This window comes from Streptomyces sp. NBC_00572, assembly GCF_026341815.1.
GTDB lineage: Bacteria > Actinomycetota > Actinomycetes > Streptomycetales > Streptomycetaceae > Streptomyces.
Genome location: NZ_JAPENX010000003.1, coordinates 170,043 through 189,600, shown reverse-complemented (window position 1 = coordinate 189,600; position 19,558 = coordinate 170,043). Strand labels below are relative to the sequence as shown.

At 72.4% G+C, this 19,558-nt stretch carries 14 protein-coding genes; 6 read left to right on the top strand and 8 right to left on the bottom strand.

What is annotated here, in order from left to right; genetic code table 11:
* Positions 1 to 185 precede the first annotated feature (185 nt).
* Positions 186 to 1,802, top strand: coding sequence for a peptide-N4-asparagine amidase (locus OG514_RS37530; RefSeq protein ID WP_266902658.1), 1,617 nt, complete (start codon positions 186 to 188; stop codon positions 1,800 to 1,802).
* A 51-nt stretch (positions 1,803 to 1,853) separates the two neighbouring features.
* Here the strand turns inward: OG514_RS37530 and OG514_RS37525 are convergent, their stop codons facing one another.
* The 3 genes from OG514_RS37525 to OG514_RS37515 all read right to left on the bottom strand — a co-directional run bounded on the left by OG514_RS37525 (position 1,854) and on the right by OG514_RS37515 (position 6,932).
* Positions 1,854 to 3,260 (bottom strand): Gfo/Idh/MocA family protein, encoded by a 1,407-nt coding sequence (locus tag OG514_RS37525; protein WP_266902656.1) that lies wholly within the window; start codon positions 3,258 to 3,260, stop codon positions 1,854 to 1,856.
* A 225-nt stretch (positions 3,261 to 3,485) separates the two neighbouring features.
* Complete coding sequence (locus OG514_RS37520; RefSeq protein ID WP_266902654.1) at positions 3,486 to 6,410, bottom strand: FAD-binding and (Fe-S)-binding domain-containing protein; 2,925 nt, start codon at positions 6,408 to 6,410, stop codon at positions 3,486 to 3,488.
* A gap of 39 nt (positions 6,411 to 6,449) precedes the next feature.
* Complete coding sequence (locus OG514_RS37515; RefSeq protein ID WP_266902652.1) at positions 6,450 to 6,932, bottom strand: MarR family winged helix-turn-helix transcriptional regulator; 483 nt, start codon at positions 6,930 to 6,932, stop codon at positions 6,450 to 6,452.
* A 90-nt stretch (positions 6,933 to 7,022) separates the two neighbouring features.
* Here OG514_RS37515 and OG514_RS37510 point away from each other — a divergent pair, with 90 nt between their 5' ends.
* Together OG514_RS37510 and mltG are read left to right on the top strand one after the other, a co-directional pair.
* The gene (locus OG514_RS37510) at positions 7,023 to 8,891 is read left to right on the top strand and encodes an ABC transporter ATP-binding protein (protein WP_266902650.1); all 1,869 of its coding nucleotides are present in this window, start codon (positions 7,023 to 7,025) and stop codon (positions 8,889 to 8,891) included.
* A 306-nt stretch (positions 8,892 to 9,197) separates the two neighbouring features.
* A complete protein-coding gene (gene mltG, locus OG514_RS37505) occupies positions 9,198 to 10,094 on the top strand; it encodes an endolytic transglycosylase MltG (RefSeq protein WP_266902648.1) in 897 nt (298 codons plus the stop codon).
* Positions 10,095 to 10,100: 6 nt separating this feature from the next.
* On the opposite strand, the gene OG514_RS37500 is transcribed toward mltG, so the two are convergent.
* The 5 genes from OG514_RS37500 to OG514_RS37480 form a co-directional block, all read right to left on the bottom strand.
* A complete protein-coding gene (locus OG514_RS37500) occupies positions 10,101 to 11,207 on the bottom strand; it encodes an NAD(P)-binding domain-containing protein (RefSeq protein WP_266902646.1) in 1,107 nt (368 codons plus the stop codon).
* 100 nt (positions 11,208 to 11,307) lie between these two features.
* A complete protein-coding gene (locus OG514_RS37495) occupies positions 11,308 to 12,519 on the bottom strand; it encodes an LLM class flavin-dependent oxidoreductase (RefSeq protein WP_266902644.1) in 1,212 nt (403 codons plus the stop codon).
* Entirely contained in the window at positions 12,516 to 13,550 is a 1,035-nt protein-coding gene (locus OG514_RS37490) for an ABC transporter substrate-binding protein (RefSeq protein WP_266902642.1), read from the bottom strand. Before OG514_RS37490 ends, OG514_RS37495 begins: the two co-directional genes overlap by 4 nt.
* Positions 13,551 to 13,584: 34 nt before the next feature.
* Complete coding sequence (locus OG514_RS37485; RefSeq protein WP_266902640.1) at positions 13,585 to 14,316, bottom strand: ABC transporter ATP-binding protein; 732 nt, start codon at positions 14,314 to 14,316, stop codon at positions 13,585 to 13,587.
* Positions 14,289 to 15,161, bottom strand: a complete 873-nt coding sequence (locus OG514_RS37480; protein ID WP_266902638.1) for an ABC transporter permease — start codon at positions 15,159 to 15,161, stop codon at positions 14,289 to 14,291. The genes OG514_RS37485 and OG514_RS37480 overlap by 28 nt, the downstream gene beginning before the upstream one ends.
* Positions 15,162 to 15,594: 433 nt before the next feature.
* Here OG514_RS37480 and OG514_RS37475 point away from each other — a divergent pair, with 433 nt between their 5' ends.
* The 3 genes from OG514_RS37475 to OG514_RS37465 are packed head-to-tail and all read left to right on the top strand — an operon-like array spanning position 15,595 to position 19,503.
* The gene (locus OG514_RS37475; protein WP_266902636.1) at positions 15,595 to 16,455 is read left to right on the top strand and encodes an ABC transporter ATP-binding protein; all 861 of its coding nucleotides are present in this window, start codon (positions 15,595 to 15,597) and stop codon (positions 16,453 to 16,455) included.
* A complete protein-coding gene (locus OG514_RS37470) occupies positions 16,452 to 17,429 on the top strand; it encodes an iron-siderophore ABC transporter substrate-binding protein (RefSeq protein WP_266902634.1) in 978 nt (325 codons plus the stop codon). The genes OG514_RS37475 and OG514_RS37470 overlap by 4 nt, the downstream gene beginning before the upstream one ends.
* A gap of 4 nt (positions 17,430 to 17,433) precedes the next feature.
* Positions 17,434 to 19,503, top strand: a complete 2,070-nt coding sequence (locus OG514_RS37465) for an iron ABC transporter permease (RefSeq protein ID WP_266902632.1) — start codon at positions 17,434 to 17,436, stop codon at positions 19,501 to 19,503.
* The last annotated feature ends 55 nt before the right edge of the window (positions 19,504 to 19,558 follow it).

Genomic DNA, 19,558 nt, shown 5'->3' with positions numbered 1-19,558 from the left:
GGCGGGGATGCGCGAAGGCAGGCGTGTGTGACGGCGAGCGGGTGCGACGGCAGGGGGAAACCGTGCAAGGTTCGCTTTTTCGCCCGGGGGCGGCAATCGATTTTCCCCACGAGGGAACAGATCGCGCCATGTCCGCTCATCGTCCTCTGGACCGCACGGCACCGAGCGCGCTTCACTCCAGCCCCATGAGATCACTCAAGATCATGAGCATGCTCAGCGGTCTGGTCCTCGCCGCGGGCGCGCTCCTCACCGCCCACCCGGCCGCCGCCGAGGATCCGAACGGCCCGACGCCGCCGGCCGAGTTCACCTCCGACTGGCACGACCCGGTCACCGCCGCCCCACCCGTCGAGACCCCCGGCACCCGCAGCTGCGAGGTGGCCCTGGCCGCCGCCCAGTTCCGCGACTTCACCCCCTACCAGGGGAGTTACGCCCCGCCGAAGGAGTGCGGCACCCGCTGGAACAAGGTCGTCCTGCGCCTCGAAGGAAACGTGAAGGGCCGCCAGTACGACCGTCTCGGGTACCTCGCCGTCGGCGGCGTCGAGATCCTCCGCACCTCCACGCCCCAGCCCTCGCCCGACGGCATCACCTGGTCGGTGGAGAAGGACGTCACCCGCTACCGCGACACCCTCAGCCGCCCGGGCGCCGTCGAGATGCTCATCGGCAATGTCGTGAACGAGACGTACACCGGCGTCCTCGACGTCCGCGTCACCCTCACCTTCCACACCGCCCAGGGCCGGGTGAAGCCCGCCGCCGGTACGCCCGACCGGGTGATCCCGCTCACCGGCTCCACCCTCACCACCCCGCGCAACACCGAACGCGTCCTCGCCGAGGTGTACGCCACCGGTTCCGGCGGCGGCTGCGAGGAGTACTGGTACCTCTCCGTCCCCGAGGCCGCCCCCTACTCCTGCCGGGCCGGCGAAGGACCGCACCGTGAGGTCCGGGTCTCCGTCGACGGACGCCTCGCGGGCATCGCCGCGCCCTTCCCCACGGTCTGGACCGGCGGCTGGTCCAACCCCTTCCTCTGGTACGTCACCCCCGGACCGCGCGCCTTCGACGTCCAGCCGATCCTCTACGACCTGACCCCGTTCGCCGCCGTCCTCAACGACGGCCGCGCCCACCGCGTGGAGGTCACCGTCGCCGGGGTCCCGGCCGGGCAGGCGGGCTGGTCCACCCCCACCAACGTGCTGCTCTGGCAGGACGAGGGCAGCCGGGTCGTCACCGGCGGACTCGACCGCCACGAGGAGACCGCCCCGCGCAACTCCTCCGTCTACACGGCGGCCACCGCGGACTCCCTCCACCGGCTCGACACCGACGCCGGGCACCGCCTGACCGTCGCCGGACACCTGAACACCTCGCACGGACGGGTCACCACCACCGTCGACCGGACCGTCGCCCACAGCTCCGCGCACCGCTGGGGCGAGGGGGAGAACCCGGACGCGTTCACCGCGCGCTGGACCGACCGGGAGACCGTGACCAGCGGCCGGACCGTCACCCGCGCCGACCGGACGTACACGATGGACGGCGAGACGACGATCGGCGCGGGCGACCGGCTGCGGACCGTCCTCACCCTCGGGGACCGCGCCGACACCAGCGTCCTGCGCGACGGACGGCGGCTCTCCTGGTCGCGGCTCGACGACACGTACACCGGGGACGCGACGTACACCACCGGTGTCCCGCGTGACCAGCGGCACGCGGTCGGCACCACGAACGAGCGCTACCGGCTGTACGGCTCCGAGGGCTGCCACGACCGGAGCCTGACGACCGTTCAGGGCACGGTCACCCGGGACCTTCGGCGCTGCTGACCGAACACGGCGGTGCCCGGCCCCGTACAGAGGGGCCGGGCACCTCGTCCGTCAGGCCGGCTTCGCCGAGTCCACGCCCGAGCGGGCCTTGCGCCACTCGCCGCGCGTGAAGTCGGGGATCTCCTGAGGCGCGCCCTGCGCCTTGATCGACGCGTGGCTCAGCGGCACCGGCGCCGTCCAGGTCGCGGCGTCGTACACGTCGAAGTCCGGCACGAGACCGAGCCGCATGCACTGCATCAGGCGGTAGATCATGATGTAGTCCATGCCGCCGTGACCGCCCGGCGGATTGGCGTGCTCCTTCCAGAGCCAGTGGTCGAACTCGGCCGCGTACGCCGAGAAGTCGGCCCACTGGTCGTCCTTGTGGTCCGGCTCCAGATAGATTCGGGCCGGGTAGTCCTCGAAGACGCCACGGGTGCCGCCCAGGCTGTTGATCCTGCTGTACGGGTGCGGGGTGGAGACGTCGTGCTCCAGGCGGATGACCCGGCCCTTGGCCGTCTGGACCAGGCTGATCGTCCGGTCGCTCCCGATGTACGACTCCTTCCAGCTGGGGTCGCCGGTCGGCATGTGCTCCGCGCGGTACTCGGCGAGGCCGAGCGCCGGTGTGCCGAAGCTGCTGATGCTCACCGCCCGGTCGCCCCGGTTGACGTCCATGTAGTTGGCGACGGGACCGAAGCCGTGGTTGGGATAGAGGTCGCCCTTCAGCTGCGTGTGCCAGAGGCGCCGCCAGGGGCCCTCGTAGTACGTCGGGGAGAACATCAGGCCGCGCAGGTCGTGGTTGTACGCCCCCGCGCCGTGCAGCAGCGTGCCGAACTTGCCGGCGTGCGCCATCCGGAGCACCCGCATCTCGTTCCGGCCGTAGCAGCAGTTCTCCAGTTGCATGCAGTGGCGACGGGTCTGCTCCGACAGGTCGACGAGCTCCCACAGTTCGTCGAGCCGCATCGCGACCGGACACTCCACGCCGACGTGCTTGCCGTTCAGCATCGCCGCGCGGGCGATCGGGAAGTGGGTCTCCCAGGGGGTGGCCACGTACACGAGGTCGAGGTCGGTGCGGGCACAGAGCTTCTCGTAGTCGTTCTCGCCGTTCGCGTAGACGGCGGGCGCGGGCTGCCCGGCGGCGACGACCTGAGCCGCGGCCCGTTCGGCCTTCTCGCGCACGGGATCGCAGACGGCGTTCACCCGGACCCAGGGGTGCGACAGGAAGTGGCCGATCATGCTGGCGCCCCGGTTGCCGAAGCCGACGATGCCGACCCGGACGGTGGAGCGGACGCCGAAGGGGACCCCGGCCATGGTGGCTCCGAGGCGTTTCGGCGCGGCCGCGGCCGCGACCCCGGCCGCCGGGGTCGCCGCCTCGGCGGCCGGGACGCCGAGGGCGCCGATGCCGAGTCCCGCCCCTGCCACGGTGGCGGTGGTCCTGAGGACGGTGCGGCGGCTCGGGTCGTGCGGTGACTGCTCGTTCATGGAACCTCCCGGAGCTGTGGGCACGGCTGTTTCATGAATCCCGCACAGGACCCTGACCCCGGTGGCCGATGGTGCGCAAGGATGCTGATAGGACTCTTGCGACGGGTAGTTGGACTTTACTGTTCCGGATCTCGCGTCGAGCCGTACCGGGCGCCGACCCTCACTCGAACGTACGAAGGGCCCCTCACCACAAGGGGTGAGGGGCCGTCAGGAACACGAAAGGCGTCAGGGCCGTGTCGCGTGCTCCAGAGCCAGGAGCACCGACCCGTAGCTCCGGCCCGTCGCTCGGTCCATCCCGATCTCGCACATCCGGTTGGCCGAGAAGTGCGCGTCGAACGGGCGGGCCGTCACCTCGGCCGCCTCACGGGCCGTCGCCGCGGCCGTCAGCTCCGGGTGCAGCATGCCCCGGTCGCCCGCGAAGGCGCAGCAGCCCGCGTCGGCCGGGACGACGACCTCGTCGGCGCAGGCCCGCGCGAGTTCCGTCAGCTTGTCCTCGTCGCCCAGGTGGCGCATCGAGCACGTCGGATGGACCACGGCGGAGCCGACCCGGCGGCGTACGTCGAGCCGGGGGAGCAGCTCGTCCGCCGCCCACACCAGCGAGTCGACCACCCTCATCTCGGCGTGCAGTGCCCGGTTTTCCTCCGTCAGATACGGCACGACCTCGTGCGCGATGCCGAGCGTGCACGAGGAGGCGTCCACGACCAGCGGCAGCGTCCCGCCCGCGGTCCAGCCCCAGGCCGCCTCGACGATCCGGTTCGCCATCACCTCGTTGCCGCGCTCGTACCCCTTGGAGTGCCAGATCGTCGCGCAGCACGTTCCGGCCACGTCGTCCGGGATCCACACCGGCTTCCCCGCGCGCGCGGACACGGCGACCACGGCCTCCGGGAGCGAGGGGCCCCGCTCGCCGTCCGGATTGCCGAAGATCCGGTTCACACAGGCCGGGTAGTAGACGGCGGCCGCCGCGGGGCGGTGGGTGCGGGGCAGCCGCCGTGCTGCCGCGCCGGGGATCTCCGGCAGCCATTCCGGTACGAGGTCGGTGCTGACCGCCCGGCGTGCCAGGCCCGTCACCGAGGCCAGGACCCGGTCGCCGATCCGGTCCGCCGCGGCGACCGCGAGCCGCGCGGACGCCTCGGCCGCCCGGAAGTTCTTCGCGGCCAGGGCGGCGATCCGCTCCTCGCGCGAGGTGTGCCGCTCGTGCCGGAACTCCTTCATCAGGGCGCCCGTGTCGATCCCGACCGGACAGGCCAGCTTGCAGGTGGAGTCGCCCGCGCAGGTGTCGACGGCGTCGTAGCCGTACGACTCCAGGAGCCGGGCCTCGACCGGGGAGCCGTCGCTCTGCCGCATCATCTCCCGGCGCAGCACGATCCGCTGGCGCGGAGTGGTCGTCAGGTCGTGGCTGGGACAGGTCGGTTCGCAGAAACCGCACTCGATGCAGGGATCGGCGATCCGCTCCACCGTGGGAATCGTCTTCAGTCCCCGCAGATGGGCGTGCGGGTCGCGGTCCAGGACGATCCGCGGGGCCAGCACCCCGTCGGGGTCGATGGCCTCCTTGACCCGCCACATCAGCTCGGTCGCCTTCGTCCCCCACTCCAGCTCCAGGAACGGCGCGATGTTGCGGCCGGTGGCGTGCTCCGCCTTCAGGGAGCCGTCGAAGCGCTCCACGGTCAGTTTGCAGAACTCGTCCATGAAGCCCGCGTACCGCTCAACGTCGGTGGGGTCGCCCGCGTCGAAGGCGAGGAGGAAGTGGAGGTTGCCGTGGGCCGCGTGACCGGCCACGGCCGCGTCGAAGCCGTGCCGGGCCTGCAGGTCGAGCAGCGCCGCGCAGGCCTCCGCGAGCCGGGCCGGGGGCACCGCGAAGTCCTCGGTGATCAGGGTCGTCCCGGAGGGGCGCGAGCCGCCGACCGCCGTCACGAAGGCCTTGCGGGCCTTCCAGTAGCCGGAGATCCTCTTCGGGTCGCGGGTGAACGCGTTCTCCACGGAGGCCACCGGGGCCACCAGGTCGAGCCCCGCGAGGACCTCCTGCGCGGCCCCCTCGTACGCGTCGAGGGCCACCGTGTCCGGGGCCCGGAACTCGACCAGGAGCGCCGCCGTCTCCTTGGGCAGCTCCGCCCAGTCGGCGGGGACGCCGGCCACGCTCACCGAGGCCCGCAGCGTGTTGCCGTCCATCAGCTCCACGGCGAGCGCACCCGCCCCGTTGAACAGGGGCACCGCTTCCGCCGCCGCCGGCAGCGAGGGGAAGAAGAGCAGCGCCGAGGACACCTGGCGGTCCAGCGGCAGCGTGTCGAAGACGACCTCGGAGATGAAACCGAAGGTGCCCTCGGAGCCGACCATGAGGCCGCGCAGGATCTTCACCGGGGTGTCGCCGTCGAGGAAGGCGTCGAGCCGGTAGCCGTTGGTGTTCTTGATGGCGTACTTGGCGCGGATCCGGTCGGTCAGCTCGGTGTCCGCCTCGATCTCCGCCCTGAGCTCCATCAGCTCGGCGCAGAGCCGGGGCTCGGCGTGCGCCAGCTCCTCGTCGGCGGCCGGGTCGGCGGTGTCGACCACGGTCCCGCTGGGCAGCACGAAGGTGAGCGAGGAGACCGTCCGGTACGAGTTCCTCGTCGTCCCGGCCGTCATGCCCGAGGCGTTGTTGGCGACGACTCCGCCGATCGTGCAGGCGATGGCGCTGGCCGGATCGGGACCCAGGACCCGCCCGTGCGGGGCGAGCGCGGCGTTGGCCCGTACGACGGTGGTGCCGGGACGGATCCGGGCGCGCGCGCCGCCGTCCAGGACCTCGACGCCCGCCCAGTGGCGGCGCACGTCGACCAGGATGTCCTCGCCCTGGGCCTGTCCGTTGAGACTGGTCCCGGCGGCCCGGAAGACCACCTCGCGGCCCTTGCCGTGCGCGTACGACAGGATCGTGGAGATGTCGTCGATGTCCTCGGCGACCACGACGACCTGCGGGACGAAGCGGTAGGGGCTGGCGTCGGAGGCGTACCGGACGAGGTCCGAGATCGTGGAGAGGACCTTCTCCGGACCCAGGAGCTCGGTGAGCTCCTGGCGCAGCCGCTTCGGCGTTCCCCGCGCCTGGAGCTCCGGCACGCGGTCCGGGGCCGGACTCCGCTTCGTACCGGGGCGAAGGGCCTGCGGGTTCGGCTCGAACAACGGCATGTCACGGCTCCCCTTCGGCGCGTCCCCGTGCCCGAGGGGTCAGCAGCCGCCCTCCGGGCCGGGGTCGACCAGGGCGGTCAGCAGACCCCCGAGCACCTCGCGCTGTGCGGCGGTCAATGGAGCAAGGATGTCCTCTGCGGCCGCCCGGCGCGCGCTGCGCAGCTCTCGCAGCGTGGCGCGGCCCACGTCGGTGAGCTCGATCCGCACGACCCGGCGGTTGCTCGGATCGGGCACCCTGCGCACCCGGTCGCCGGCCTCCAGGCCGTCGACGAGACTGGTCACCGCGCGCGGGACGACCTCCAGCCGGGCCGCGAGGTCGGCCATCCGGGGCGGCTCGCCGAAGTGCGCGACCGTGCGGAGCAGCCTGGACTGGGCGGGCGTGATGCCGACCGGCTCCAGGTGGCGTTTCTGGATGCGGTGCAGCCGCCGGGTGAGGCGCAGCAGCTGCTCGGCGAGGAGGCCGTCGGCGTCGAGTTCCCCCGAACGGCCGCCGGGGCCGGTCGGGACGGCGGAGGTGCTCATGCGGGAACAATATCAGGACCTGGTTCATTGTGAGCATAGGTAACAATGAGCTAAGCTCTCATCGACATCGCCGAACCCTCGAAGGAGCCCATGCGCCCCCACGACCAGTCCGACTGGACGCCCCCGCCCCGCGACTCCTCGCAGCCGAAGGAGCCCGCGCAGCTGCGGCGCATCCTGCGGCTCTTCCGCCCCTACCGCGCCCGCCTGGTGCTCGTCGGCCTCCTGGTCGGCGCCGCCTCGCTCGTCACGGTCGCCTCACCCTTTCTGCTCAAGGAGATCCTCGACACCGCGATCCCCCAGGGCCGCACCGGGCTGCTCAGCCTGCTCGCCCTCGGCATGATCGCCACCGCCGTGCTGACCAGCGTCTTCGGCGTGCTCCAGACCCTGATCTCCACCACCGTCGGCCAGCGCGTCATGCACGACCTGCGCACCGGGGTCTACGAGCAGCTCCAGCGGATGCCCCTCGCGTTCTTCACGCGCACGCGTACCGGCGAGGTCCAGTCCCGCATCGCCAACGACATCGGCGGCATGCAGGCGACCGTGACCTCCACGGCCACCTCCCTGGTCTCCAACCTCACCGCCGTCGTCGCGACGGTCGTCGCCATGCTCGCCCTCGACTGGCGCCTCACCCTCGTCTCGCTGCTCCTGCTGCCGGTCTTCGTCTGGATCAGCCGGCGCGTCGGCCGCGAGCGCAAGCGGATCACCACCCAGCGCCAGAAGCAGATGGCCGCCATGGCCGCGACCGTCACCGAGTCCCTCTCGGTCAGCGGCATCCTGCTCGGCCGCACCATGGGCCGCGCCGACTCCCTGACGAAGTCCTTCGCCGAGGAGTCCGAGCGCCTCGTCGACCTCGAAGTGCGCTCCTCCATGGCCGGACGGTGGCGGATGTCCACCATCGGCATCGTCATGGCCGCCATGCCCGCCCTGATCTACTGGGCCGCCGGCATCGCCCTGGGCTCCGGCGGGGCCGCGATCTCGCTCGGCACCCTCGTCGCGTTCGTCTCGCTCCAGCAGGGCCTCTTCCGGCCCGCCGTCAGCCTGCTCTCCACCGGCGTGCAGATGCAGACGTCCCTCGCGCTCTTCCAGCGCATCTTCGAGTACCTCGACCTGCCCGTGGACATCACCGAGCCCGCCGAGCCCGTCCGGCTCCGCGAGGTGCGCGGTGAGGTCGCCTTCGAGAAGGTCGACTTCCACTACGACCCCGAGGGCGCGGGCCGCCCGACCCTCGACACCGTCGAGCTGACCGTCCCCGCCGGGGGCAGCCTGGCCGTCGTCGGCCCCACCGGCTCCGGCAAGTCGACCCTCAGTTACCTGGTGCCCCGGCTGTACGACGTCACCGGCGGCCGCGTCACCCTCGACGGGGTCGACGTCCGCGACCTGGACTTCGACACCCTCGCCCGCGCGGTCGGCGTCGTCTCCCAGGAGACGTACCTCTTCCACGCCTCCGTCGCCGACAACCTCCGCTTCGCCAAGCCGGACGCCACCGACGAGGAGATCGAGGCCGCCGCCCGCGCCGCCCAGATCCACGAGCACATCGCCTCGCTGCCCGAGGGGTACGACACCCTGGTCGGCGAGCGTGGCTACCGCTTCTCGGGCGGTGAGAAGCAGCGCCTCGCCATCGCCCGCACCATCCTGCGTGACCCGCCCGTACTGATCCTCGACGAGGCCACCAGCGCCCTCGACACCCGTACGGAGCACGCCGTGCAGCAGGCCATCGACGCCCTGTCGGCGGGCCGCACGACGATCACCATCGCCCACCGGCTCTCCACCGTCCGTGACGCCGACCAGATCGTCGTCCTGGAGGCGGGCCGGATCGCGGAGCGCGGCACGCACGACGAGCTGCTCGCCCGGGACGGGAAGTACGCGGCCCTGGTCCGCCGCGACGCCAGGAGGGTCGTGGACCTCACCACCAAGGCCGAACAGGCGAACGTGGGATCGGTTGTTCCCCAGAACGTGTGATCGTGCCGGGATTCGTTGCTCAGCTCCCCTACGGCGTCGGATGATTGCGGTGCGCGATCGACGGGCTGCAGACCGTGACCGCGCGGTCCCACTGAAGCGTCAGTCCCACTGATGTACCTGTACGAGGAGAAGCACCACCATGAACGTCATCACCAACCTGCTCGCCGGCGTCGTCCACTTCCTGGGCTGGCTCGTCTGACGATCGCAGTGCCCCGGCGCCGTCGGTTCCCCGTCCCAGGGGACCGGCGGCGCCGCCGCGTGCGCGGGTTCCCGGGATTCCCCTGCGCGGCGGGTTAGCGTGCGGCCATGACGTACCGGCCGCCGTCCCCGTACGCACCCCCACGCCGCCGCCCCTCCCTTCCTCGGGGCCTCCGGCCGTCCCGCCGCCGTCCCCGGCTCACCCGTCGCGGGCGCTTCGCGCTGCTGCTCGGGGCCGTCGTCGCGGTGGCCGCGGCGATCACCCTCCCGCTGCTCCTGACGCGGGACGAACCGGCCGTCGAACAGCCCAGGCCGCTGCTCGTTCCCGAGGGCTGGCGGGCCGGTCAGGTCTACACGGCCTTCGACCGGGCGCTCGGACTGCCCGAAGGCACGGCACGGAAGACGGCGACCGCATCCGCCACCGCCCTCCCGTTGCCCGCGGAGGCCGGGGGCAACCCCGAGGGCTACCTCTTCCCGGCGACGTATCCCGTGCTCCATGCCACCACCCCCGACGGGCTGCTCCGCTTCATGGTCGACACGGCCGGCAAGCGCTTCGGGGCCGCGCGGATCGTCGAGGGGGCGAAGGCGCACGGCATGAGCGTGTACGAGACGGTGATCGCGGCCAGCATCGTCCAGGCCGAGGCCGACAATCCGGAGGACATGGCCAAGGTCGCCCGGGTCGTCCACAACCGGCTCGCCCGGGGCATGGCCCTCCAGATGGACTCGACCCTCAACTACGCGCTCGGCCGCAGCACCGTGGACACGACGTTCGAGGACACGCGGATCAAGAGCCCGTACAACACCTACGAGCGGAAGGGTCTGCCGCCGACACCCATCGGCAACCCGGGGGACCAGGCCGTGGACGCGGTGATCCGGCCGGCGGACGGCGACTGGCTCTACTTCGTCACGGTGGCCCCGGGAGACACCCGCTTCACCGCCGACTACGCGGCCCACCAGGAGAACGTGGCCGAGTTCAACGCCAACCGGGGCGCCGAGAAGAGCTGAGTCCCGTCACACCGGGGCGGTCACCGCGTCGGCCGGCGAGCGGCGCAGCAGACGCCGGATGTCCGAGACCGCCGCCCGCCCGGCCCGGTTGGCGCCGATCGTCGACGCCGAGGGACCGTAACCGACGAGGTGGACTCGTTCGTCCCGGAGCGCGCGCGTGCCCTCGACCCGGATCCCGCCACCCGGCTCGCGCAGCCGCAGCGGGGTCAGATGGTCGATCGCCGCCCGGAAACCGGTGGCCCAGAGGATCACGTCCACGGCCACGTGGGTGGGGCGGCCGTCGTCCCAGGCCACCCCGGTCGGGGTGATCCGGTCGAACATCGGCAGGCGGTCCAGGATCCCGCGCGCGCGTGCCGCGCGGATCGCGTCGTTGAGCGGGAGTCCGGTGACCGAGACGACGCTCTTCGGGGGCAGCCCCTGCCGTACGCGCTCCTCGACGAGTGCGACGGCCGCCCGGCCCTCCGCCTCCCCGAAGGGGCCCTCGCGGAACACCGGCTCGCGCCGGGTCACCCAGAACGTCTCGGCGGCGACGTCCGCGATCTCCATGAGGTGCTGGGTGCCGGAGGCCCCGCCGCCGACGACGAGGACCCGCTTCCCGGCGAACGCCTCCGGGCCGGGGTATCCGGCGGTGTGCAGCTGGAGCCCCCGGAACGTCTCCTGGCCCGGATAGCGCGGCCAGAAGGGGCGGTCCCAGGTGCCGGTGGCGTTGATCAGGGCACGAGTGGCGTACGCGCCCTCGGAGGTCTCGACCAGGAGCCGCCCGTCGTCCCCCTCCCGGACGGTGGTGACGTCGACGGGGCGGTGGATCCGCAGGTCGAAGGTCTGCTCGTACGTGTCGAAGTACGCGCCGATCACCTCGGAGGACGGGCGGGCGGGGTCGGCGCCGGTCAGCTCCATACCGGGCAGCGCGTGCATCCCGTGGACCTTGCCGTACGTGAGCGAGGGCCAGCGGAACTGCCAGGCGCCGCCCGGCCGCGGGGCGTGGTCGAGGGCGACGAAGTCCCGGTCGGGCTCAAGGCCCGCGCGGCGCAGGTGGAAGGCGGCCGAGAGCCCCGCCTGTCCGGCGCCGATGACGACGACGTCCACCGACGTCGGCCCCTCCGCCACTGTCACGGTCCCGGCTTCTTCGACCCCGTAATCGTTCACGGTTCTACCAACCGAGGTGGGGGCGCGGATCTTCCCGCGCCCCGCCCCGGCTTCTGTGCCCTGGGGCCTACCGCCCGCCGGACACCAGCAGCGGCGCGCCTCCCGGAGCCGAGGCCGGGCGGCCGTTCGCCGCCGGGACGCCGAGCAGCGGCGACGGCAGGACGGACGGCAGCAGGCCGCGCGCCGCCAGCTCCGGCCGCACGCCCTCGCCGAACCAGTACGCCTCCTCCAGGTGCGGGTAGCCGGACAGGACGAAGTGCTCCACTCCCAGGTCGTGGTACTCCTCGATCCGGTCCGCGACCTCGGCGTGGCTGCCGACGAGCGCCGTGCCCGCCCCGCCCCGGACGAGCCCCACCCCGGCCCACAGGTTCGGCGAGATCTCCAGCCGGTCGCGGCCGAGGGAGCCGCCCTCGTGCAGGGCGAGCATCCGCTGCTGGCCCACCGACTCGCTCCGGCCGAGGACCCGCTGCGCGGCGGCGACCGTCTCGGCGTCGAGATCGGAGAGCAGTCGGTCGGCCGTCGCCCAGGCCTCGCGCGCGGAGTCCCGGGAGATGGTGTGCAGCCGGACCCCGAAGCGGACCGTCCGGCCCCGCTCCTCGGCGAGGCCCCGGATCCAGTCGATCTTCTCCTTGACCTGCCACGGAGGCTCGCCCCAGGTCAGATAGACGTCAGCGTGCTCCGCCGCGACCGGACCGGCCGCGGCGGACGAGCCGCCGAAGAAGATCTCGGGCAGCGGGTCCGGCGGCAGCGCGGTGAGACCGCCCTCGATGCGGAAGTGCTCTCCCTCGTAGTCGAACGGCCGGCCGCTCCAGGCGCCCCGCACGACCGACAGGAACTCGGCCGTGCGCGCGTACCGGCGGTCGTGGTCCAGGTGGTCGCCGAAGCGGCGCTGCTCGGCGGAGTCGCCGCCGGTCACCACGTTGAGGAGGAGCCGGCCGCGGGTGATCCGCTGGTACGTGGACGCCATCTGGGCCGCGAGGACCGGCGAGATCACCCCCGGCCGGAACGCCACCAGGAACTTGAGCCGTTCGGTGTGCTGCGCGAGCGCGACCGTGGTGAGCCAGGCGTCCTCGCACCACGTCCCGGTCGGGGTCAGTACGGCCTCGAACCCCAACTGCTCGGCCGCCTTGGCGATCTGGATCAGATAGTCGACGTCGGGCGCGCGCACCCCGGACACGGCGCGGTCGCGGGTGATCCCGCCGTCCGTGTAGGCGTGCCGGTCGACGAGGGTCCGGCCGTCGCCGCCGGTCGGCAGGAACCAGTGCAGATGGACGGTCATGAGGAGGCCTTTCCGTAGCTGCGCGCCGGGGTGGTGGACGGCGGCAGGTCCTTGTTGAAGCGGGTGTCGACGTAGTCGGCGAAGCGGAACGTGCGGGGGATGAGCCCGAGGGCGGCGAAGGTGTCGGCGATCTTCTGCTCGGAGGCGATCGCCGCGTCGTCGACGGCGACCGGGATCCGGGTGCCGTTGCTGCGCTTCACGGCGGCGAGGGCGACCTCGTACGGCAGTCCGGTCTCCTTCGCCCAGACCGTCGCCCATGCCTCGGGGTGGCCGAACACCCAGCCCTGGGCGCGCCTGAAGCGTTCGACGAAGTCGCCGATGGCCTTCGACTTCGCGGGGTCGGCGAGCGCCGAGGGGGCGGCGACCTGGAAGCCGAGGCCGTTGACCAGCCCTCGCCCGTCGGCCAGGATCCGGCCCTTGCCGCTCAGCAGGACCTGCGAGGTGTACGGGTCCCAGGCCGCCCACGCCTCCACCTTGCCGCTGGTGAACGCGGCGAGGGCGTCGGCCGGCTGGAGCAGGGTCACCTGGACGTCGGACGGCTTCAGTCCGGCCTTCCCGAGCGAGGCGATCAGCTGGAAGTGGGCGGAGCTTCCCTGGGCGACGGCCACCTTCTTCCCCTTCAGGTCACCCACGGAGCGCAGCGGCGAGTCCTTGGCGACGAGGATCGCCTCGCCCGCCGAGTCGCCGTGCGTCGCGGAGACCACGGTGATCTTCGAGTCGGCGCCCGCGGCGAAGACGGGCGGGGTGTTGCCGACGGAACCGATGTCGACGGCCTCGGCGTTCACCGCTTCGAGAAGGGGTGGGCCTGAGGTGAAGGTCGACCAGGTGATCCGGTACGGGAGGTCGTCCAGCTCACCGGCGGCCCGTAGCAGGGCTTCGGCGCCGCCCTTCTGGTCGCCGACGTTCAGGACGAGGGAGCCCTTGCCGTCCGTGTTCGAGGACTGGCCGGCCGCCGAGGCGCCGGAGCAGGCTGAGGCGAGGAGCGCGAGCGGCACGAGCAGTGCCGCGGTGGACAGACGGAAGGACTTCACGGATATCTCTCCTGGAGGCAGGGGGTGGCGCGGGTCAGGTCGGCTGTCCGGCGAACTCGGCTTCTTCGACCCCGAGTTCGGCGAGCAGGCGGGTGCGGAGCGCGGCCAGTGCGGGATCGCCGGGGGAGCGGGGCCGGTCCAGGTCGACGGCGGTGTCGTACGCGATGACGCCGTCCCGCATGACGAGCGCGCGGTCGGCGAGCAGCAGCGCCTCGTCCACGTCGTGGGTGACGAGCAGGACCGTGCAGCCGCGCCGCTGCCACAGCTCGGCCACGAGCCGCTGGGCCTTGATCCGGGTCAGCGCGTCGAGCGCGCCGAACGGTTCGTCGAGCAGCAGCAGATCCGGGTCCCTTACCAAGGCGCGTGCGAGGGAGGCCCGTTGGGCCTCGCCGCCGGAGAGGGTCTTCGGCCAGGCACCCGAGCGGTGGCCGAGCCCGACTTCCGCCAGGGCCTGCTCCGCGACCGCCCGGCCCGGCTTCCCGGGCAGCCCCAGGAGCACATTGCGCCAGACCCGCTTCCACGGCATGAGACGCGGTGCCTGGAAGGCGACGGCGCGGCGGCGAGGGACGAGGACGGTGCCGGAGATCTCCCGGTCGAGCCCCGCGAGGACCCGGAGGAGGGTGGACTTGCCGCAGCCGCTGTGGCCGAGCAGGGCGGTGAACTGCCCGGCGCCCAGGGTCAGATCGAGCCCGTCGACGACCGGACGTCCGTCGAAGGAGCGGGTGAGACCCTGGACGGTCACTGCCCGGTGAAGGTCGGTCGCCATTGCAGCAGCAGCCTTTCGAGAGTGCGGACGACGGAGTCGGCGAGGAGCCCGAGGAAGGCGTAGACGACCAGGCAGACGACGATCACGTCCGTGCGGAAGAACTCCCGCGCCTGGTTCATGAGGAAGCCGATGCCTGCGTCGGCGTTGATGGACTCGCCGAAGACCAGCGCCAGCCAGGCCGTGGCGAGGGAGTAGCGCAGCCCGGTCATGGCCCCGGGCAGCGCCCCCGGCAGCACGACGTGCCGGACGAGACCCCAGCGTCCGAGCCCCAAGGACTGTCCCGCCTCGACGAGTTGGGCGTCGACGCCGCGGATTCCGGCGTACACGTTCAGATAGAGGTGGAAGGCGACGCCGAGCGCGATGAGCGCCACCTTGGGTGCCTCCCCGATGCCCAGCCAGATGATGAGGAGCGGGATCAGGCCCACCCAGGGCACGGTCCGCAGCATCTGCACGGGTGCGTCGACGAGGTCCTCGCCGAGCCGGGAGAGACCGGACAGCAGGGCGAGCGCGGTGCCGACGAATCCGCCGATGACCAGTCCCGCGGCGACGCGCCGCAGGGAGACGCCCATCGCGGTCGGCAGGGTCCCGTCGCCGATCAGCTCACCACCGGCGCGGGCGATCGTCCCCGGCGAGGCGAGCGCGTCGGCCGGCAGTGCTCCCGTCGTACTGAGGGTCTGCCAGAGGGCGAGGAGCAGGAGGGGCCCCACGGTGCGGCGCAGCCAGCGGGGAACGGCGGGGCCGCGACCGCGCCCGCCGTCGGGAGTCAGGGACTCGGCATCGGGCAAAGGCGATATGTCGGGCGGGGGATGGGGCAGGGAAGGGGGTGGGGCATGACCGACCGTCATGGCGGGACTCCGGGGAGGGGAGGCGTGGGTGCGCGTCAGTGACCGTGGGCGCCGCGGGGCGAGCGCGGGCACACGGCGGTCAGAGCGTCAGCGGGGGTACCGGTACGGCGCGCGCCCGAGCATGCGGGCACGCGGCGTCGGAAAGGCGAAAGGGCGTCGAAGACGTGAAAGGGCGTCAGCAGCCGCGGCGACACGCGGCGGAGGCCACCCGCAGCAGGTCGATGTGACCGCGCGTGGTGAGCAGGGCTGTACGCAACATGGCGCGAAGGTAGCGGTGGCCGCGCGCCGGGTCAACGGTGTCTCGGAGCGTGGACGTGCGTCGGACTCGAAGTGGCGGAGCGAGGCAGGGTGTCGGCTTGGCCTGAATCCGTCTTGCGCCCGGCTCGCGGGGCCCTCTTTTGCCAATCACTAAGGTTAGGCTAACCTCTGCGACGTGCAAGCAGGTGAAGAGACCGCCGCGACTCCCCGTCCCCACGGTCATGAACTCTCGGCTACGGGTGTCACCGTGGCGTACGAAGGCGTCGATGTCGTCCACGACGCCTCCATGACGCTGCGCCCCGGCGAAGTGACCGTCCTCGTGGGGCCCAACGGCAGCGGCAAGTCGACGCTGCTCCGCACCCTCGCACGGCTCCAGCAGCCGCGGACCGCCACGCTCCTCCTCGACGGCGCCACCGACGGCCTCGCGCTGAGCCACCGTGAGTTCTCGCGCCATGTCGCGCTGCTCACCCAGGGACGCCCCACCCCCAGTGGTCTGACCGTGCGGGACGTGGTCGAGTTCGGCCGCTACCCCTACCGGGGACGCTGGGGCAAGGCCGACCCGGACGGCCGGGCCGCGGTGGACCGCGCGCTCGGCATGACGGGCGTCACCGAACTCGCCGGGCGCGGCGCCGAGCACCTCTCCGGAGGACAGCTCCAGCGCGTCTGGCTCGCCGGCTGCCTCGCCCAGCAGACGGGCGTCCTGCTGCTCGACGAGCCCACCACCTACCTCGACCTGCGCTACCAGGTCGAACTCCTCGACCTCATGCGTGACCTGGCGGACGACCACGGCATCGCCGTCGGCGCCGTCCTCCACGACCTCGACCAGGCGGCGGCCGTCGCCGACCGGATCGTCCTGCTCGACACGGGACGCGTAGTCGCCGACGGCAGCCCCTCGGACGTCCTGACGCCCGAACGGCTGACCGACACGTACGGCATCCGCATCGAGGTCGACACCGATCCCCTCACCGGCCGGCTGCGCACCCGTGCGATAGGTCGGCACCACTCGCGAAGCGAAAGGCTCAGCACCACCTCATGAGACGCCTCCTCCTCACCACGGCGGTCGCCACCACCGCGGCCCTCACCCTCACCGCCTGCGGCACCACCGAGCCCGCCGCCGACGACGCGAAGAAGACCGCCGAGCGCATCACCCTCACCGATGCCACGGGCACCAAGGTGGAGCTCGACGGCCCCGCCAAGAAGGTCGTCGGCACCGAGTGGAACGTCGTCGAGCACCTCATCGAGCTCGGCGTCGACCCGGTGGGCGTCTCCGACGTCAAGGGCTACAAGACCTGGGACACGGCCATCCCGCTGAAGAACGAGCCCAAGGACATCGGCACCCGCGGCGAGCCGAGCATGGAGACCGTCGCGGCCCTCAAGCCCGACCTCATCCTCGCGACCTCCGACCTGCCGCCGGCCGCCGTCAAGCAGCTGCGCAAGATCGCCCCGGTCCTCGAGGTGAAGGCCGCCGACGCCGCCGACCCGATCGGCCGGATGACCGAGAACCTCGACCTGATCGCCAAGGCCACCGGCACCACCGACAAGGCCACGGAGCTCAAGAATCAGTTCGAGGCGAAGCTCGACGAGGGCAGGAAGGCCCTGGCCGACGCGAAGCTGGCCGGCGCGAAGTACGCCTTCGCCGACGGATACGTCGTCTCCAACCAGGTCTCGATCCGCCCCTACACCAGCGGCTCGCTCATCGGCGCCGTCAACGAGAAGCTCGGCCTGAAGAACGCCTGGACGGTCAAGGGCGACCCGGCCTACGGCCTCGGCGCCACCGACGTCGAGGGCCTCACCAAGATCGGTGACGTGCAGTTCGCCTACATCGGCAACGACGGCGACGCCTCCAGCAACCCGTTCGCGGGTGTCCTCGCCAAGGACAAGGTGTGGACCTCCCTGCCGTTCGTCAAGAAGGGCAACGTCCACCGTCTGCCCGACGGCGTCTGGATGTTCGGCGGTCCCGGTTCGATGAACAAGTACGTCGACTCCGTCGTCGCCGCCCTGACGAAGTAACACCATGGCCGTCACCGCAACCACCCCCGCCACCCGTCCGCCGACGGCCACGTCCCGGCCGGGCGCGGCCCCGGTGACGGCCGCCCTCCTCCTTCTCGTCATCGCACTCGCGGTCGTGGACATCACCCAGGGCACGGCCGCGGTCGGCGCCCCGGAGGTGTGGAAGGCGCTCACCGGCCGGGCCGACCCGGCCGACGCGTCCGTCGTCGTCGCCTCCCGGCTGCCGCGGATGGCCGCGGGCCTGCTCGTCGGCGCCGTCCTCGGCATGGCGGGCGCCGCCCTCCAGGCCGTCAGCCGCAACGTCCTCGCCTCGCCGGACACCCTCTCGGTCAACGCGGGCTCCTACTTCGTCCTCGGGCTCGCCTCCGTCACCGGGGTCTCGCTGCCCCTGCTCGCCTCCTCCGGCCTCGCGTTCGTCGGCGGGCTCGCCGCGGCCGCCGTCGTCCTCGGCCTCTCCGGCCTCGGCACCGGCACCGTCCGGCTCGTCCTCGCGGGCAGCGCCCTCACCCTCGGCCTCACCGCCGTCACCGAGGGCCTGCTCCTGCTGTTCCCCCAGCAGACCGACGGCATCTACCACTGGAACCAGGGCAGCATCGCCCAGAACGGCTTCGACGGCGTCCTCCAGATGCTGCCGGTCGCCGTCGTCGGACTCGTCGGACTGCTGCTCCTCGCCCGCCGGATCGACGCCCTCGCCCTCGGCGACGACGCCGCCCGTGGGCTCGGCGTCCCCGTCCGCGCCACCCGGCTCACGGCCGTGGTGCTCGCCGCCCTGCTCTCCACGGCCGCGGTCACCCTCGCCGGACCCATCGGCTTCGTCGGCCTGTGCGCGCCCGCGCTCGTCCGGCCGCTCGCCCGACGCTTCCGCGGCTTCACCCGCACCCGGGGCAGCCTGCCCCTCGCGGGCCTCACCGGCGCGGCCCTGGTCCTCGGCTCCGACGTGGTCCTGCGCGTCCTCGTCCCCTCGGACGTGGCCGTCGCCGTCCCGACCGGAGTCGTGACGAGCCTCGTCGGCGCGCTCTTCCTCGTCGTCATGGCCACCCGGACCCGGGACACGGCGGCGGCAGCCGAGACCGACCGGCTGCGGATCCGCAGCCGGGGCGTCTTCCTCACCACCACCGCCGTCCTGGTCGTCGTCCTCGTCGGCGTGGTGATCGCGGCCCTGCTCCTCGGCGACGCCAAGCTGTTGCTCGGCGACGTCCTGAACTGGGCGCAGGGACGGGCAGGCCGGACCACCGCCTTCGTCCTCGACACACGCGTGCCCCGCGTGCTCGCCGCGCTCCTGGCGGGAGCCGCCCTGGCATTGGCCGGCACCCTCGTCCAGGCCGTGACCCGCAACCCCCTCGCCGAACCCGGCATCCTGGGCGTCTCCGGCGGAGCCGCGCTCGGCGCGGTCCTCCTGGTCACGACCGTGCCGATGGCGGGGTCGTGGGGTGTGGCGGGCGCCGCCTTCGCGGGTGCCGCCGCGAGCTCCGTCCTCGTCTTCGGGCTCGCCGCGAAGGACGGCTTCCGGCAGAACCGGCTCGTCCTGGTCGGCTTCGGCGTCGCGACCGGCGCATCGGCCCTGATCAGCCTGCTCATCATCCTCACCGACCCGTTCAACGCGATCAAGGCGCTGACCTGGCTCTCGGGCTCCACGTACGGGCGGACCCTGCCCGACGTCGTGCCCCTCGCGGCGGTCCTCGCCGTGGGCGTGGTCGTCGCGGCAGCCCGGCGCACCGAACTCGACCTGGTGTCGCTCGACGAGGACACCCCGCGCCTCCTCGGCCTGAACCTGGGCCGCGGCCGCCTCGGCTTCCTCGCCCTCGCCGTCCTCCTCAGCGCCACCGCCGTCGCCGCCGCCGGCACGATCGGCTTCGTGGGCCTCGTCGCACCCCACGCGGCCCGCGCCCTGGTCGGCCGACAGCACGCGCGCGTGGTGCCGGTCGCCGTCCTCATCGGCGCAGTCCTCGTCTGCGTCGCCGACCTCGTCGGCCGCACGGTGATCGCCCCTGCCCAGCTCGGCGCGGGCCTGATGACGGCGGTGATCGGCACGCCGTACTTCCTCTACCTCCTGGTACGGAGCCGTCGCGGCTAGTGCTTTGACCGGGAAGGTTCGCCGGGTTGGTGGTCGTGGCGGTTGGATGTGCGGT

Coding starts and splice junctions, on each gene's coding strand:
- OG514_RS37465 (WP_266902632.1), top strand. CDS start 17,434: ATGGCCGTCACCGCAACCACCCCCGCCACCCGTCCGCCGACGGCCACG.
- OG514_RS37525 (WP_266902656.1), bottom strand. CDS start 3,260: ATGAACGAGCAGTCACCGCACGACCCGAGCCGCCGCACCGTCCTCAGG.
- OG514_RS37470 (WP_266902634.1), top strand. CDS start 16,452: ATGAGACGCCTCCTCCTCACCACGGCGGTCGCCACCACCGCGGCCCTC.
- OG514_RS37480 (WP_266902638.1), bottom strand. CDS start 15,161: ATGACGGTCGGTCATGCCCCACCCCCTTCCCTGCCCCATCCCCCGCCC.
- mltG (WP_266902648.1), top strand. CDS start 9,198: ATGACGTACCGGCCGCCGTCCCCGTACGCACCCCCACGCCGCCGCCCC.
- OG514_RS37520 (WP_266902654.1), bottom strand. CDS start 6,410: ATGCCGTTGTTCGAGCCGAACCCGCAGGCCCTTCGCCCCGGTACGAAG.
- OG514_RS37510 (WP_266902650.1), top strand. CDS start 7,023: ATGCGCCCCCACGACCAGTCCGACTGGACGCCCCCGCCCCGCGACTCC.
- OG514_RS37485 (WP_266902640.1), bottom strand. CDS start 14,316: ATGGCGACCGACCTTCACCGGGCAGTGACCGTCCAGGGTCTCACCCGC.
- OG514_RS37530 (WP_266902658.1), top strand. CDS start 186: ATGAGATCACTCAAGATCATGAGCATGCTCAGCGGTCTGGTCCTCGCC.
- OG514_RS37495 (WP_266902644.1), bottom strand. CDS start 12,519: ATGACCGTCCATCTGCACTGGTTCCTGCCGACCGGCGGCGACGGCCGG.
- OG514_RS37515 (WP_266902652.1), bottom strand. CDS start 6,932: ATGAGCACCTCCGCCGTCCCGACCGGCCCCGGCGGCCGTTCGGGGGAA.